Origin of the sequence: Nocardioides sp. (assembly GCF_025964975.1) — a bacterium.
Classification (GTDB): Bacteria; Actinomycetota; Actinomycetes; order Propionibacteriales; family Nocardioidaceae; genus Nocardioides.
Genome location: NZ_JAOPXV010000190.1, coordinates 1 through 13,832, shown reverse-complemented (window position 1 = coordinate 13,832; position 13,832 = coordinate 1). Strand labels below are relative to the sequence as shown.

Below are 13,832 nucleotides of genomic sequence, written 5' to 3'. Positions count from 1 at the left end.
TCTACGTCGTGACTGCCGGCTCGCGGACGTCGTTGCGCGACCTGACGCTTGGCCGACGGGCCCAATGCCGGGACCCGGAGTAGAACCAGCTGCCGGCGGCGAACCCGGTGTACTTGTCCTCCTCCGCCCACGCTCCGCACGCCTGGAGTGCGGGGCGCGGGCCGCAGATCACCCGGATGGTGTCGAGTGCCTGCCACTGCGGGACCGGGTCGGCGGCCTCGAACTCCTGCTCCATCCGCGCCCAGTGGTGCAGGTCGCCGCCACAGGGCACCGCATCGGCGATGCTGGCAGCCGCGTACGCGGCAGCAGCCGCAGCGCTGTTGTCGACAGCGCAGCGGCCCTGGGCGCTCATGCGGCGGGGACCCCGTCCAGGACCCCGTCGAGGACGTCGACCAGGTCCACGGTCTCGATGCCGACGGCCTCGCCGACGGGCCCGTTGGTCAGCAGGCCGGCGTGGGTGTTCAGCCCGAGCGCGAGGCTGCGGTCGTCGCGGCAGGCCGGGGCCCAGCCCTTGTTGGCCAGCGCGACGGCGTACGGCATGGTCGCGTTGGTCAGGGCGTACGTCGAGGTGTTCGGGACCGCGCCGGGCATGTTGGCGACGCAGTAGAAGGTCGAGTCGTGCACGATGTACGTCGGGTCTGCGTGGGTCGTGGCGTGGGTGTCCTCGAAACAGCCGCCCTGGTCCACCGCGATGTCGACTAGCACGGAGCCGGGCTTCATCCGCGAGACGAGGTCGTTGGTCACGAGCTTGGGTGCTGCGGCACCGGGAACCAGCACGGCGCCGATGACCATGTCGGCCCCCATCACCTGCTGCTCGATCGCGAGCTTGGAGGACGCCAGTCCGTGCACGCGGTTGTCGTAGCGCCAGAAGGTCATGCGGAGCTTGTCCAGGTCGGTGTCGAGCAAGGTGACGTCGGCGCCCATGCCCAGCGCGATGTTGGCGGCGTTCTGACCGGAGACGCCGGCCCCGATGATGACGACCTTGGCGCTGTCCACGCCGCCGACCCCGCCCATGAGCACGCCGCGGCCGCCGTTGGCCTTCATCAGCAAGTGGGCACCGACCTGGGGCGCCAGGCAGCCGGCGACCTCGGACATCGGGTAGAGAAGGGGCAGTCCACCCGAGGGGAGCTGGACGGTCTCGTAGGCGATCGCGGTGACCTTGCGCGCGAGCAGCTCTTGCGTCAGCGCCTTGTCGGCGGCGAGGTGGAGGTAGGTGAAGAGCGTCAACCCCTCGCGCAGCTGGTGGTACTCCTCGGCGATCGGTTCCTTCACCTTGAGCAACAGGTCCGCCGTACCCCAGACGTCGTCGGCGCTGTCGACCACGGTCGCGCCGGCCGCCTGGTAGGCCTCGTCGCTGATCGACGACCCGACGCCGGCGCCGGTCTGGATCAGCACCTCGTGACCGTGCGCGACGAGCTCGTGCACTCCCGACGGAGTGATGGCCACGCGGTACTCGTGGTTCTTGACTTCCTGGGGGACGCCGACCTTCATTGCTCTCCTCGAACGGTTGCTGTGAGCCCCAAGGATGCATATGTGATAGACATCGCACCACCCCAACAGTCGGATATTCGGGCGCCTGCCCGAGATGCTCGTGAAAATTCAGATGACCCGCGCAAATGAGGACCCCGGATGAAGGAAGTTCGCCGCACCCCGGAGGCCGGGTCCGGGGCGCGCCCCCTCGACGAGACCGATCTGGCGATCCTGCGCCTGCTCGCGCGAGACGGTCGGATGTCCAACAGCGCGCTCGCCGAGGAGGTGGGGATCGCGCCCTCCACGTGCCTGAACCGCATCCGGCACCTCCGCGAGCAGGGAGTGATCCGCGGCTTCCGGGCCGACATCGATCCCGGGGCCGTGGGCCGTCCGCTCCAGGCCGTCGTCTTCGTGCGACTCCACCGGAGCGCCCGCTCGAAGATCCGGACGTTCGCGAACCACCTGGCGGACTTGCCGGGTGTCCTCAACGTCTTCGTCCTGGCGGGGGCCAACGACTTCGGGGTGCATGTCGCGGTGCGGGACAGCAACGACCTGAGGGACTTCGTCGTGGGCAACCTGAGCGAGCGGCCCGAGGTCGCCGGCACCGAGACCAACCTGATCTTCCAGCACATCGTGCCCGGGCGCCGGCACGAGGCCTGAGCCGAGCCACCGGGGTGTGATGATCGGCGCATGAGCTACGAACTCGGGCGGGGGACAGGGCCGCTGCGGGGCGTGAAGGTCGTCGAGATCGCCGGCATCGGTCCGGGGCCCCACGCCTGCATGATCCTGGCCGACCTCGGGGCCGACGTGATCCGCATCGACCGACCGGGGGGTCAGCCCTTCGACAGCGGCACCCACGACGTGCTGACCCGCGGACGACCGAGCGTGGCGATGGACCTCAAGCAGCCAGCGGCCGTCGCGGCGGTGCTCGACCTCGTCGGCCGGGCCGACGTCCTGATCGAGGGCATGCGGCCCGGCGCGGCCGAACGCCTGGGGCTGGGACCGGCCGAGTGCCACGACCGCAACGCAGGCCTGGTCTACGGCCGGATGACCGGCTGGGGCCAGGACGGCCCGTGGAGCCAGGCTGCCGGGCACGACATGAACTACATCGCCATCACCGGCGCCCTGCACGGGCTCGGGCAGGATCCGGCCCGACCGCACTTCCCGGGCAACCTCCTCGGTGACTTCGGCGGCGGGTCGACCTATCTCGTCATCGGCGTGCTCGCCGCGCTGCTCGAGGCCCGGCTGAGCGGGCAGGGACAGGTGGTCGATGCTGCGATCGTCGACGGCACCGCCCACCTCAACGCGATCTCGTCCACCTTCGCGGCGCTCGGTCTGGCGTCGGACCGGCGCGCGGCGGGACTCCTCGACGGCGGCGCCCCCTTCTACGCGCTCTACGAGACGGCCGACGGTGGGCACATGAGCGTCGCGGCCCTGGAGCCACAGTTCTATGCCGAGCTCGTACGCCGACTGGGACTCGACCTCCCCGACCGCGACGACCCCGCCAGCTTCCCCGCCATCCGGGCTGCCCTCAGCGCACGCTTCAAGGAGAAGACGCAGGCGGAGTGGTCGGCAGTCTTCGACGGGACCGACGCGTGCGTGACCGCTGTCGTCTCGCTGACGCAGGCCCCGACGCATCCGCACCTCGCAGCCCGCGGCACGTTCGTCGAGCAGGAAGGCATCGTCCAGCCCGCCCCTGCGCCCCGCTTCAGCCGCACCCCGAGCACCCTCGGAGTGGCGCCGGGCGGCCCGGGCGCACAGACCCGCGAAGCGCTCACCGTCTGGGGCATCGACGACGTCGACGCCCTGATCGACTCCGGCGCGGCGGTCCAAGCGTGACGATGCGTCCCTTCCTCTTCCTCGGCACCCGCGCGGAGGACGAGGTCGCCCAGCAGGAGTACGACGCCGTGCTTGCCGGCACCGGGCTACGGCCCGACGAGCTGGTCCGCGTCCGGCTCGAGGCCGGCCCTCTCGGCGCGATCGACCTCGACGACTGGTCAGGGATCATCCTGGGCGGTGGTCCCTTCAACAGGTCCGACCCCGACGAGGAGAAGTCACTGGTCCAGCACCGGGTCGAGGCCGAGCTCCACGACCTCGCCGAGAGAGTGGTGGCGACCGACCACCCCTTCCTCGGCGCCTGCTACGGCATCGGGGTGCTCGGCAGCCGTGCCGGTGGTGTCGTCGACCGGACGTACGGCGAACCGGTCGGTGCCCTCCCGGTCCGGCTGACCCCCGAGGGACTCGAGGACCCGCTCTTCGGCCGACTGCCGGAGGTGTTCAGCGCGTTCCTCGGTCACAAGGAGGCGGTGTCCCGCCTGCCGGAAGGTGGCGTGCTGCTGGCCTCGACCGACACCTGCCCGGTCCATGCGTTCCGGCTCGGCCGCAACGTCTATGCCACGCAGTTCCACCCGGAGCTCGACGCAGCGGCCCTGTGCGACCGGCTCGACGCGTACAGCGCCCACGGCTACTACGAGCCGCACGAGCTGGAGCCGTTGAAGGCCACGGCGCGGGAGGCGATGGTCATCGAGCCCGTCCGCCTGCTGGCGCGCTTCGTCGAGCTCTACGCGCGCACCTGACGACGCAGACCGGGGCCGCACGCGACACGTGCGGCCCCGACCTGAGCGTCAGCCGACGTTGGACACCTGCGGGGTGCCGGCCGTCAGCCGCTCACCGGAAGCGGTGTCGAAGACGTGCAGGGCAGCGGGGTCGATCTCCAGGCGGACCTTCTCGCCCTTCTGCAGCTGGCGCCGGCCCTCCAGGCGCACCACGGCCTGGGTGGCGACCTCGGCGAGTGACGGGTCGTCCGGCGTGGCGTAGAGGAAGGCGTCGGCGCCGAGCTCCTCGACGACGGTCACGGTGACGGCGAAGCCGGCGGAGTCGGCGGAGCCGATGTGCCACGCGTGGGGGCGCACGCCGAGGGTGACCTCGCTGCCGGCGCGCGAGGCGACGTCGCGCTCGAGCGGCACCGCGTGGTCGCCGATCCAGGCCTTGCCGTCGCGGACATTCGCTGGCAGCAGGTTCATCGCCGGTGAGCCGATGAAGCCGGCGACGAAGAGATTGGCGGGGCGGTCGTAGAGCGCCAGCGGCGTGTCGACCTGCTGGAGGTGGCCGTCCTTCATGACCGCGACCCGGTCGCCCATCGTCATGGCCTCGACCTGGTCGTGGGTGACGTAGACGGTGGTGGTCCCCAGCCGCTGCTGAAGGGCCGCGATCTGGGTGCGGGTCGAGACGCGGAGCTTGGCGTCGAGGTTGGACAGCGGCTCGTCCATCAGGAACACCGCCGGCTGACGCACGATGGCGCGGCCCATCGCGACGCGCTGGCGCTGGCCGCCCGAGAGAGCCTTGGGCTTGCGGTCGAGGTATTCCTCCAGGTCGAGCAGCTTGGCGGCCTCGCGGACCCGACGGTCCCGCTCGTCCTTGCCTACCTTGGCGACCTTGAGCGCGAAACCCATGTTCTCCGCGACGGTCATGTGCGGGTAGAGCGCGTAGTTCTGGAAGACCATCGCGATGTCGCGATCCTTGGGCACGTCGTCGGTGACGTCACGGTCGCCGATCATGATCGAGCCCCCGGTGCACTCCTCGAGGCCTGCCAGCATGCGCAGGGACGTGGACTTGCCGCACCCCGACGGGCCGACGAGGACCATGAACTCGCCGTCCTCGATCTCGAGGTTCAGGTCGGACACAGCGGGGGTCGTGGCCCCCGGGTAGATGCGTTGCGCGTTGACAAATCGAACTGAAGCCATGACGGGTCAATCCCTCCAACCGGCAGGAACGTGCCGGACGATCCGTAGTGAGTGGGAAGCCCGCACCCTACGGTGGAGAGACGGTGTGCGTCCACCATTTATGAAAGCGCTTCCACAGAACGCCCCTCGGGCGACAAGCCGTGACGACGAAAGCCTTGACACTTCGCTGTGACCTGTGTCACCTTCTAGGCGGCATCTCCGTGGAAGCGCTCTCACAACTTCCCACGGCTCTCCCTCCAGGCTCGAGCCAGGGGCCTGACTCAGATCAGGAGCAAGCGACGTGCAGAACACCACCATCGGACTACTCGGCCAGTCCCGACCCCAGGCCGGGCGTCTGCGCCGAGGAGCGGCCATCGGCGCCGTCGGCGTCCTTCTCCCGGGTTTGTTCGCCGCGTGCGGTGGCGACGACTCGGGCGACGAGAGCGCGGACGGCAAGATCAAGCTGACCGTCGCGACCTTCAACGAGTTCGGCTACGAGGGCCTCATCGAGGAGTACAACGCGATGCAGGATGAGGTGGTCGTCGAGCAGAAGAAGGCGGGTACTGCCAACGAGCACCAGGACAATCTCTACACGAAGCTGGCCGCAGGGTCCGGGCTCTCCGACATCGAAGCGATCGAGGTCGACTGGCTCGCTGCGCTGATGGAGGAGTCGGACGCCTTCGTCGACCTCAGCGACTCCGAGGTCGAGGGACGCTGGCTGGACTGGAAGGCCGAGGCCGCCACCACCGAGGACGGCGCGCTCATCGGCTACGGCACGGACATCGGTCCCGAGGGCATCTGCTACCGGTCCGACCTCTTCAAGCGGGCCGGTCTGCCCACCGATCGCGAGGAGGTGGCCAAGATGTTCACCACCTGGGACACCTACTTCGACGCCGGTCGCGACTTCGTCAAGAAGTCCGACGCTGCGTGGTACGACGCCTCGGGCGCCACGGCGCAGGCGATGATCAACCAGACGGAGTACTCGTTCGAGGACGAGGACAACAACGTCATCGCCGCCGACAACCCGGAGGTCAAGGCGGTCTTCGACACGGTCACCTCGCTGGCCGAGGAGGGCCTCTCCACCAACCTCGTCCAGTGGAGCGAGGACTGGACCGCCTCGTTCCAGAACGACGGGTTCGCCACCATGGCCTGCCCCGGCTGGATGCTGGGCGTCATCGAGGGCAACGCCGAAGGGGTCGAGGGCTGGGACATCGCCAACGCCTTCCCCGGAGGCGCCGGCCTGTGGGGCGGCTCCTACCTCACGGTGCCCAAGCAGGGAGAGCACCAGGAGGAGGCCATGGAGCTCGCGAAGTGGCTGACCGCGCCGGAGCAGCAGATCAAGGCGTTCGAGGCGAAGGGCACCTTCCCGAGCCAGAACGACGCGCTCGAGGACCCGGTGCTGCTGGAGAGCACCAATGCGTTCTTCAACGACGCCCCCACCGGCGAGATCCTCGCCGAGCGGGCCGAGGCGATCGCGTTCATCCCGCACAAGGGTCCCAAGTACGCCGACATCAACACCGCGTTCCAGCAGGCGATCCAGCGGGTCGACGAGGGCAAGGAGTCGGCGGACGAGGCTTGGCAGTCCTTCCTCGCCGACGTGGAGCGGCTGGGCTGACCAGTCGCGATGACGCTCGACACCTCAGCAGTGACACCCCTCGGGGATGGCGGTGAGCCCTCAGGGGCCACCGCCACCCCGGCGGGGGAGCGGGACGCCGAAGGGTCCCCTCCGCGCTCGCCGGCCTGGAGACGGCGGGTCTCCCGGTGGGACACCCGGCTCTCGCCGTACCTCTATGTCTCGCCGTTCTTCGTGGTCTTCGCCCTGGTGGGCATGTTTCCCCTCCTCTACACCGGCTACGTGTCGGTCCACGAGTGGGGACTGCTCGGCGGGAAGGGCGACTTCGTCGGCCTGGACAACTACGCGCGAGTAGTCGAGGACCGCTACTTCTGGAACGCCCTGCGCAACACCATCAGTATCTTCGTGCTGTCCTCGGTGCCGCAGATCCTCATCGCCCTGGTGCTGGCGGCGCTGCTGGACACGCAGCTGCGGGCTCGCACCCTGTGGCGGATGAGCGTGCTGATCCCCTTCGTCGTCGCCCCCGCCGCGGTCGCGCTGATCTTCGGCAACGTCTTCGGTGACCGCTACGGCCTGGTGAACGAGATGCTGCAGGGCATCGGGCTCGAGCCGATCAGGTGGCACGTCAACACCCTGGCCAGCCACGTGGCGATCGCCTCGATGGTGAACTGGCGCTGGACGGGCTACAACGCCCTCATCTTCCTGGCCGCGATGCAGGCCGTGCCGCGCGAGCTCTACGAGTCGGCGGCCATCGACGGCGCCGGGAAGGTCCGGCAGTTCTTGTCCGTGACGCTGCCGCTGATCCGGCCCACCCTGCTGTTCGTCGTGATCACCTCCACGATCGGCGGGCTCCAGATCTTCGCCGAGCCCCGGCTCTTCGACACCCAGGGGCTCGGCGGATCGGACCGGCAGTACCAGACGCTGACCATGTATCTGTGGGAGCTCGGCTGGCGCGTGCGGGACCTGGGCATGGCCTCGGCCGTCGCCTGGCTGCTCTTCCTGATCATCATCGTCTTCGCCCTGGTCAACCTCGCGGTGAGCCGCCGCGTCGGAGCGTTGGGGGCGCGTCGATGAACCGCCGACCCGGATTCCTCGTCTACGGCCTGCTCGTCGCCTTCGTGCTCGGCTCGTGCGCGCCGCTCTACTGGTCGTTCCTCGTCGGGTCGCACAGTCGCAACGTGCTGACCAAGCGGGTGCCGCCCTTGCTGCCGGGCGGGCACTTCTTCGACAACGCCCAGCGGGCCTTCGATGCCGTGCCGTTCTGGAAGGCCCTGGGCAACAGCCTCCTGGTCTCGACCACGGTGGCCACGTCCGTCGTCTTTTTCTCCACCCTCGCCGGCTTCGCCTTCGCCAAGCTCGCCTTCCGCGGGCGTACGCCCTTGCTGGTCTTCGTCGTCGCCACCCTGGCAGTGCCGACCCAGCTCGGCGTGATCCCGCTCTTCATCGTGATGGCCAAGCTGGGTTGGGTCGGCTCGATGTGGGCCCTGATCGTGCCCGGGATGGTGACCGCCTTCGGCGTCTTCTTCATGCGCCAGTATCTCCTCGACGCGGTGCCCGACGAGCTGATCGAGGCGGCGCGGGTGGACGGGTGCTCGATGATCCGTACGTTCTGCAACGTCGCGGTCCCGGCCGCTCGTCCCGCCGCCGCGATCCTGTGGCTGTTCACCTTCATGGCGACGTGGACCGACTTCTTCTGGCCGCTGATCGTGCTGCCTGCCAGCAACCCCACCGTCCAGATCGCGCTCCAACAGCTGCAGAGCGGCTACTACGTCGACTACAGCCTCGTGCTCGCCGGTGCGGCCGTCTCCACGGTCCCGCTCCTGATCCTGTTCGTCCTCACCGGTCGCCAACTCGTGGCGGGCATCATGCAAGGAGCTGTCAAGGGATGACCGACGTCCAGACCCGATCCGTCCACGACCTGAGCTTTCCGCCCGAGTTCCTGTGGGGTGCCGCCACGGCGGCCTTCCAGATCGAGGGCGCCACGGCCGAGGACGGGCGTACGCCGTCCATCTGGGACACCTTCGCCCGGCTGCCCGGTGCCGTCGTCAACGGCGACACCGGCGACGTCGCGTGCGACCACTACCACCGGATGCCGCAGGACGTCGCGCTGATGCGCGACCTCAACCTCAACGCCTACCGGTTCTCGGTCGCCTGGCCGCGGGTGAAGCCCGACGTCGGGCCGGTCAACCAGGCGGGTCTCGACTTCTACCTCCGCCTGGTCGACGAGCTGCTCGGCGCGGGGATCCGCCCTTGGGTGACGCTCTACCATTGGGACCTCCCGCAGGCCCTCGAGGACGCCGGTGGCTGGACCAACCGCGACACGGCCTTCCGCTTCGCGGAGTACGCCTTGGCGGTCCACGACGCGATCGGGGACCGCGCCCCGACCTGGACCACCCTCAACGAGCCGTGGTGCAGCGCCTTCCTCGGCTACACCGGCGGCCAGCACGCCCCCGGTCGCCAGGAGGGCGCGGCCGGCCTGGTCGCGGCGCACCACCTGATGCTGGGCCACGGGCTCGTCGTCGAGGAGCTGCGCCGACGCAGCGTGACCGCCGACCTGGGCATCACCTTGAACCTCACCGTCGCCGACCCGCACGACCCGTCTGACGAGCTGGACGTCGACGCCGCGCGCCGCATCGATGCCCTCCACAACCGGGTCTTCCTCGACCCGATCCTGCGCGGGACCTATCCGGCCGACCTGCTCCAGGACACGGCCGACCTGTCGTGGCAGGGACGCCCGTGGCGTGACGTCGTGCGTCACGGCGACCTGGCAACCATCAGCACGCCGATCGACGTGCTGGGCGTCAACTACTACAAGGGCGACGCCGTCTCGGGACACCCGCGCGCCGTAGTGACGGGCGTCGTCGGCAACCACGCGGAGCGCGCCACCAGCACGCCGTACGTCGGTTGCGAGGACATCACCTTCCCCTCGCGCGGGCTGCCCGTGACCGACATGGACTGGGAGGTGCAGCCGGAGGGGCTGACGCGCCTGCTCAAGCGCCTCCACGACGACTATGCTGGCCCGGTCATGTACGTCACGGAGAACGGCGCCGCGTATGCCGACACCGTGGCGGCCGACGGGACGGTCGACGACCCGGAGCGCCTCGCGTACGTCGAGGACCACCTCCGCGCCGTACACGCCGCCATCGCCCAAGGCGTCGACGTGCGCGGTTTCTTCCAGTGGTCGCTGCTCGACAACTACGAGTGGGCCTACGGCTACGGCAAGCGCTTCGGCATCGTCCACGTCGACTACGACACCCAGGTCCGCACGCCCAAGAGCAGCGCCCTGTTCTATGCCGAGGTGGCCCGGACCGGTCGCCTCGGGCCGGGCGGTCCGGCCTCGTGACGGCGCCGCAGTGACGAGCAACGGGATGCGCCCGGGCGGGTCGCCGACCCTCGACGAGGTTGCCCGGGTCGCAGGTGTCTCCCGCGCCACCGCGTCGCGCGCGATCAACGGCGGCCAGCGCGTCAGTGCGCACGCACAGTCCTCGGTGGACGCGGCGGTCCGCTCGCTCGGCTACGTCCCCAACCCGGCCGCCCGCAGCCTGGTCACCAGGCGGACCGACTCCATCGCGGTGGTCGTCCCCGAGCCCGACGACCGGGTGTTCTCCGACCCCTTCTTCGCGCGCACGCTGCGCGGGGTCAACCGGGTGCTCGGCGAGGTCGACATCCAGCTCGTGCTCCTGCTCGCCCGACCCGGCGCCTCGAGCGAACGCACCCTGCGCTACCTCACCAACCGGCACGTCGACGGCGCGATCGTCGTCTCGCACCACCGCGACGACGGGCTGGCGGAGCAGCTGATGCGGCTCGACCTGCCCTGCGTCTTCGGCGGCCGCCCCTGGTCCGGGGGTGACCGGGTGACGTACGTCGACATCGACAACACCGCCGGTGAGCGCGAGGCCACCCAGGTGCTCATCGACCGCGGCTGCCAGCGCATCGGCACCATCGCCGGTCCGAGCGACATGACCGCCGCCGAGGACCGCCTGGCCGGCTGGCGGCAGGCCATGTCCGCGGCCGGGCTGCGCGACGACGCACTCGAGCACGGCGACTTCACCGAGGACGGTGGCCAGCGCGCAGCCGAGGCGCTGATGGCAGCCCACCCCGACCTCGACGGGCTGGTCGTCGCCTCGGACCTGATGGCCTCCGGTGCCCTCAAGGTGCTCGCCGCGTCGGGTCGACGAGTGCCCGACGACGTGGCGGTGGTGGGCTATGACGACCTGGGCGTCGCCGAGCGCACGACCCCGGCACTGACGACCGTGCGGCAGCCCGTCGAGGAGATGACCGAGCGCGCCACCCGGCTGCTGCTCGAGCAGATCGACGGCCGCAGCGCCGGGCGCCCCATGCGCGTGATCATCCCGCCGACGCTGATCCGTCGCGACAGCGCCTGAGCCGCGTCGACCGACGATTCACAGCTTCACCACCCGTCCCGCTAGGGTTGGCGAGAAGTCGCCCCGGCCGGTCTTGCCCCGGGACGCAGCGGGAACTCGAAAGCGGGCCCGCTTACCTCGAACTCATCGAGGGCACGCCGCGCTCTGCGCGATGTGTTGGCGAGACGCCAACAGAGAGATCCACCATGACTTTCGCCGACTTCGGCGTGCCCACCATGCTCATCGACATCCTCGAGAAGCAGGGCATCACCTCCCCCACTCCCATCCAGGCAGCCACGCTTCCGGACAGCCTCGCGGGCCGCGACGTCCTCGGACGCGGCCGCACCGGCTCCGGCAAGACCTTCGCCTTCCTGCTGCCGTTGGTCGCGCGCCTCGACGCCTCGAAGCTGCCGGCGATGCCGCGCAAGCCCCGCGCCGTCATCCTCGCCCCGACCCGCGAGCTCGTTGGCCAGATCCACGCCGAGTTGCTCCCGCTCGCCAAGGCCGCCGGTCTGTCGACCGTCGTCATCTACGGCGGCGTGGGCCAGGGCGCGCAGACCACCGCGCTCAAGAAGGGCGTCGACATCGTCATCGCCTGCCCCGGTCGCCTCGAGGACCTCATGCAGCAGAAGTACGCCGACCTGTCGGCCGTCGAGATCACCATCCTCGACGAGGCAGACCACATGGCCGACCTCGGCTTCCTGCCCGGTGTGCGCCGGATCATGGACAAGACCCCGCAGACGGGTCAGCGCCTGCTGTTCTCCGCGACGCTGGACAAGGCGATCGACGTCCTGGTCAAGCGCTTCCTGACCAACCCGGTCACCCACCAGGCCGACTCCGCGCAGTCGCCCATCTCCACGATGGCCCACCACGTCCTGCACGTGAGCCGCGACCAGCGGGTGCCGATCCTCGCGGACCTCACCAGCGCGCCGGGCCGCACGGTCGTCTTCACGCGCACCAAGCACGGCGCCAAGGCGCTGGCCCGCCAGCTCAACAAGATGGGCATCCCGGCGGTCGACCTCCACGGCAACCTGTCGCAGAACGCCCGCACCCGCAACATGGCGATGTTCCACTCCGGCGAGGCCACCACCCTCGTCGCGACCGACATCGCCGCCCGCGGCATCCATGTCGACGACGTGGCTCTCGTGGTCCACGCCGACCCACCGACCGAGCACAAGGCCTACCTGCACCGCTCTGGTCGTACGGCGCGAGCGGGTGCCGCCGGCACGGTCATCACGCTGATGACCGACGAGCAGGTCCGCGACGTGCGCGACCTGACGCGACTGGCCGGCATCAAGCCCACGACCACCAAGGTCCACGGCACCGACCACCCGATGCTCGTCCAGCTCGCCCCCGGTGCGCGCAGCACGCCCGGCGGGCTCGTCGTCGAGGCCCCGGCCTCCGGCGGTGGCTCCTCCTCCGGCGCCAACGCCCAGCGCAAGCGCGCCCGCAGCACCGGCCAGACCAACGGTCAGTCCCGTCGGGGCAACCCCACCGGCGGCCAGTCGTCCGGTCAGGCGTCCGGTGGCTCGTCCACCGGAGGTCAGGGCGGCCAGCGTCGCCGCTCCGGCGGCGGCCAGGGCGGCCAGGGCGGCCAGCCTTCTGCCGGCACCCGCTCGCGTCGCAGTGGCGGCGGTAGCCGTGGAGCTGCCCCCCAGGGCGGGCAGAGCGGCGGCCGGTCTCACTCGGCGGCCAACTTCTCCTCCCGCTGATCCACCTCCCGCGACTGGCGCGCGGACATCTGGTCCGACCACGGGTCACTCCGAGCGAGCCCCGAGGTCACCCGACCGATGTCCGCGCGTCTCACACCCCCACCTAGGCTGATCAACATGCGCGGGTGGGTGCGGGAGACAGTGCACGACGCGTTGTGGAACGTCGTCCCGAGGGACCAACGTGACACCCGCGCCGGACTGCGGCGTCGCCAGGTCGTCACTGTGGCAGTGGTGCTCGTCGGAGCTGCCGTTCTGGGTTACTCGTTGCGGATCGACCCCGGCAATCCCGACTTCTACGTCGCGACGCTGGCTCTGCCCGCCGTCTGGGTGGTCGGCGCGTTCGCCAGTGGTCGGCTCCACCTCGGCCGGCTGATCAGCGGGAGTCGACCTGTCCTGCAACCGATCCTGCTGGGCTTGGCACTTTCGGCAGTCTTCATCCTCGGTGCCCTGGTCGTCCGCGAGATCGAGCCGCTGGCCGTCTATGTCCGATCAGTCCTGGAATATGCCGACCAGGGCTCGATGGCGCTGCTGCTGCTGGTCAGCATGGTCAACGGCATCGCCGAGGAGCTGTTCTTCCGTGGCGCCGCCTACGCGGCGATCCCGAAGCACCCCGTCCTCTGGACGACCGTGGCGTACGTCGTGGCGACGATGGCCACCGGGAACGTGATGCTGTCCTTCGCGGCAATCCTGCTGGGCACCGTGTGCGGACTCCAGCGGCGTGCGAGCGGCGGGGTCCTCGCCCCGATCCTGACGCACGTGACGTGGTCGACCGCGATGCTCTTCGCGTTGCCGCAGCTCTTCGGCTGAGAGGTCCGTTGCGGAGGCCGGTCCTCCTCGGCAGTGAGTGAGCCACCTTCTCGGGTCCTTCGGTTCTAGGTAGTGATGCAACACCTCTGATGTGAGGAGTTGTGATGGTCAAACCACCGTTGCCTTATGAGGTGGAGCGCCGATTTTGGGCCGAGATTCGTGCCGGTCTGGTCGTCGCGAGGGC

The 13,832-nt window shown here is 69.8% G+C and carries 13 protein-coding genes and 1 pseudogene; 10 read left to right on the top strand and 4 right to left on the bottom strand.

Annotated features, from left to right (window positions below; all coding sequences use genetic code 11):
* Window position 1 precedes the first annotated feature (1 nt).
* The gene (locus JWN68_RS14585; protein WP_297740160.1) at window positions 2-352 is read right to left on the bottom strand and encodes a hypothetical protein; all 351 of its coding nucleotides are present in this window, start codon (window positions 350-352) and stop codon (window positions 2-4) included.
* On the bottom strand, window positions 349-1,491 hold the full coding sequence (gene ald / locus JWN68_RS14580; RefSeq protein ID WP_297740158.1) for an alanine dehydrogenase: 1,143 nt from the start codon (window positions 1,489-1,491) through the stop codon (window positions 349-351). The genes JWN68_RS14585 and ald overlap by 4 nt, the downstream gene beginning before the upstream one ends.
* A gap of 138 nt (window positions 1,492-1,629) precedes the next feature.
* Between ald and JWN68_RS14575 the strand changes: the two genes are divergently transcribed.
* Complete coding sequence (locus JWN68_RS14575; protein WP_297740156.1) at window positions 1,630-2,130, top strand: Lrp/AsnC family transcriptional regulator; 501 nt, start codon at window positions 1,630-1,632, stop codon at window positions 2,128-2,130.
* 30 nt (window positions 2,131-2,160) lie between these two features.
* Window positions 2,161-3,189 (top strand): annotated as a pseudogene (locus tag JWN68_RS14570) (CaiB/BaiF CoA-transferase family protein); the annotation flags it as partial.
* Here JWN68_RS14570 and JWN68_RS19390 read toward each other — a convergent pair.
* Window positions 3,179-3,229, bottom strand: a complete 51-nt coding sequence (locus JWN68_RS19390) for a phage DNA packaging protein J (RefSeq protein WP_366519816.1) — start codon at window positions 3,227-3,229, stop codon at window positions 3,179-3,181. The pseudogene JWN68_RS14570 and the gene JWN68_RS19390 sit on opposite strands and share 11 nt — an antisense overlap.
* A gap of 82 nt (window positions 3,230-3,311) precedes the next feature.
* Here JWN68_RS19390 and JWN68_RS14565 point away from each other — a divergent pair, with 82 nt between their 5' ends.
* Complete coding sequence (locus tag JWN68_RS14565) at window positions 3,312-4,046, top strand: glutamine amidotransferase (RefSeq protein WP_297740190.1); 735 nt, start codon at window positions 3,312-3,314, stop codon at window positions 4,044-4,046.
* Between the two features lie 48 nt (window positions 4,047-4,094).
* Here the strand turns inward: JWN68_RS14565 and ugpC are convergent, their stop codons facing one another.
* Window positions 4,095-5,213: a sn-glycerol-3-phosphate ABC transporter ATP-binding protein UgpC gene (ugpC, locus tag JWN68_RS14560; RefSeq protein WP_297740152.1), complete on the bottom strand. Its 1,119-nt coding sequence runs from the start codon at window positions 5,211-5,213 to the stop codon at window positions 4,095-4,097.
* 280 nt (window positions 5,214-5,493) lie between these two features.
* Here ugpC and JWN68_RS14555 point away from each other — a divergent pair, with 280 nt between their 5' ends.
* The 7 genes from JWN68_RS14555 (at window position 5,494) to JWN68_RS14525 (ending at window position 13,648) form a co-directional block, all read left to right on the top strand.
* Complete coding sequence (locus JWN68_RS14555; RefSeq protein ID WP_297740150.1) at window positions 5,494-6,807, top strand: extracellular solute-binding protein; 1,314 nt, start codon at window positions 5,494-5,496, stop codon at window positions 6,805-6,807.
* Between the two features lie 9 nt (window positions 6,808-6,816).
* Window positions 6,817-7,839, top strand: a complete 1,023-nt coding sequence (locus JWN68_RS14550) for a sugar ABC transporter permease (RefSeq protein ID WP_297740148.1) — start codon at window positions 6,817-6,819, stop codon at window positions 7,837-7,839.
* Complete coding sequence (locus JWN68_RS14545) at window positions 7,836-8,654, top strand: carbohydrate ABC transporter permease (RefSeq protein ID WP_297740146.1); 819 nt, start codon at window positions 7,836-7,838, stop codon at window positions 8,652-8,654. Before JWN68_RS14550 ends, JWN68_RS14545 begins: the two co-directional genes overlap by 4 nt.
* A complete protein-coding gene (locus JWN68_RS14540; RefSeq protein ID WP_297740144.1) occupies window positions 8,651-10,108 on the top strand; it encodes a GH1 family beta-glucosidase in 1,458 nt (485 codons plus the stop codon). Before JWN68_RS14545 ends, JWN68_RS14540 begins: the two co-directional genes overlap by 4 nt.
* 10 nt (window positions 10,109-10,118) lie before the next feature.
* Entirely contained in the window at window positions 10,119-11,150 is a 1,032-nt protein-coding gene (locus JWN68_RS14535; protein WP_297740142.1) for a LacI family DNA-binding transcriptional regulator, read from the top strand.
* Between the two features lie 185 nt (window positions 11,151-11,335).
* Window positions 11,336-12,841, top strand: coding sequence for a DEAD/DEAH box helicase (locus tag JWN68_RS14530; protein WP_297740140.1), 1,506 nt, complete (start codon window positions 11,336-11,338; stop codon window positions 12,839-12,841).
* Window positions 12,842-12,958: 117 nt separating this feature from the next.
* Window positions 12,959-13,648, top strand: a complete 690-nt coding sequence (locus tag JWN68_RS14525) for a CPBP family intramembrane glutamic endopeptidase (protein WP_297740138.1) — start codon at window positions 12,959-12,961, stop codon at window positions 13,646-13,648.
* The last annotated feature ends 184 nt before the right edge of the window (window positions 13,649-13,832 follow it).

Excerpts from the sequence above, each read along its gene's own strand:
- ald (WP_297740158.1), bottom strand. The coding sequence starts at position 1,491 with ATGAAGGTCGGCGTCCCCCAGGAAGTCAAGAACCACGAGTACCGCGTG.
- JWN68_RS14565 (WP_297740190.1), top strand. The coding sequence starts at position 3,312 with ATGCGTCCCTTCCTCTTCCTCGGCACCCGCGCGGAGGACGAGGTCGCC.
- ugpC (WP_297740152.1), bottom strand. The coding sequence starts at position 5,213 with ATGGCTTCAGTTCGATTTGTCAACGCGCAACGCATCTACCCGGGGGCC.
- JWN68_RS14530 (WP_297740140.1), top strand. The coding sequence starts at position 11,336 with ATGACTTTCGCCGACTTCGGCGTGCCCACCATGCTCATCGACATCCTC.
- JWN68_RS14550 (WP_297740148.1), top strand. The coding sequence starts at position 6,817 with ATGACGCTCGACACCTCAGCAGTGACACCCCTCGGGGATGGCGGTGAG.
- JWN68_RS14540 (WP_297740144.1), top strand. The coding sequence starts at position 8,651 with ATGACCGACGTCCAGACCCGATCCGTCCACGACCTGAGCTTTCCGCCC.
- JWN68_RS14545 (WP_297740146.1), top strand. The coding sequence starts at position 7,836 with ATGAACCGCCGACCCGGATTCCTCGTCTACGGCCTGCTCGTCGCCTTC.
- JWN68_RS14575 (WP_297740156.1), top strand. The coding sequence starts at position 1,630 with ATGAAGGAAGTTCGCCGCACCCCGGAGGCCGGGTCCGGGGCGCGCCCC.
- JWN68_RS14585 (WP_297740160.1), bottom strand. The coding sequence starts at position 352 with ATGAGCGCCCAGGGCCGCTGCGCTGTCGACAACAGCGCTGCGGCTGCT.
- JWN68_RS14525 (WP_297740138.1), top strand. The coding sequence starts at position 12,959 with ATGCGCGGGTGGGTGCGGGAGACAGTGCACGACGCGTTGTGGAACGTC.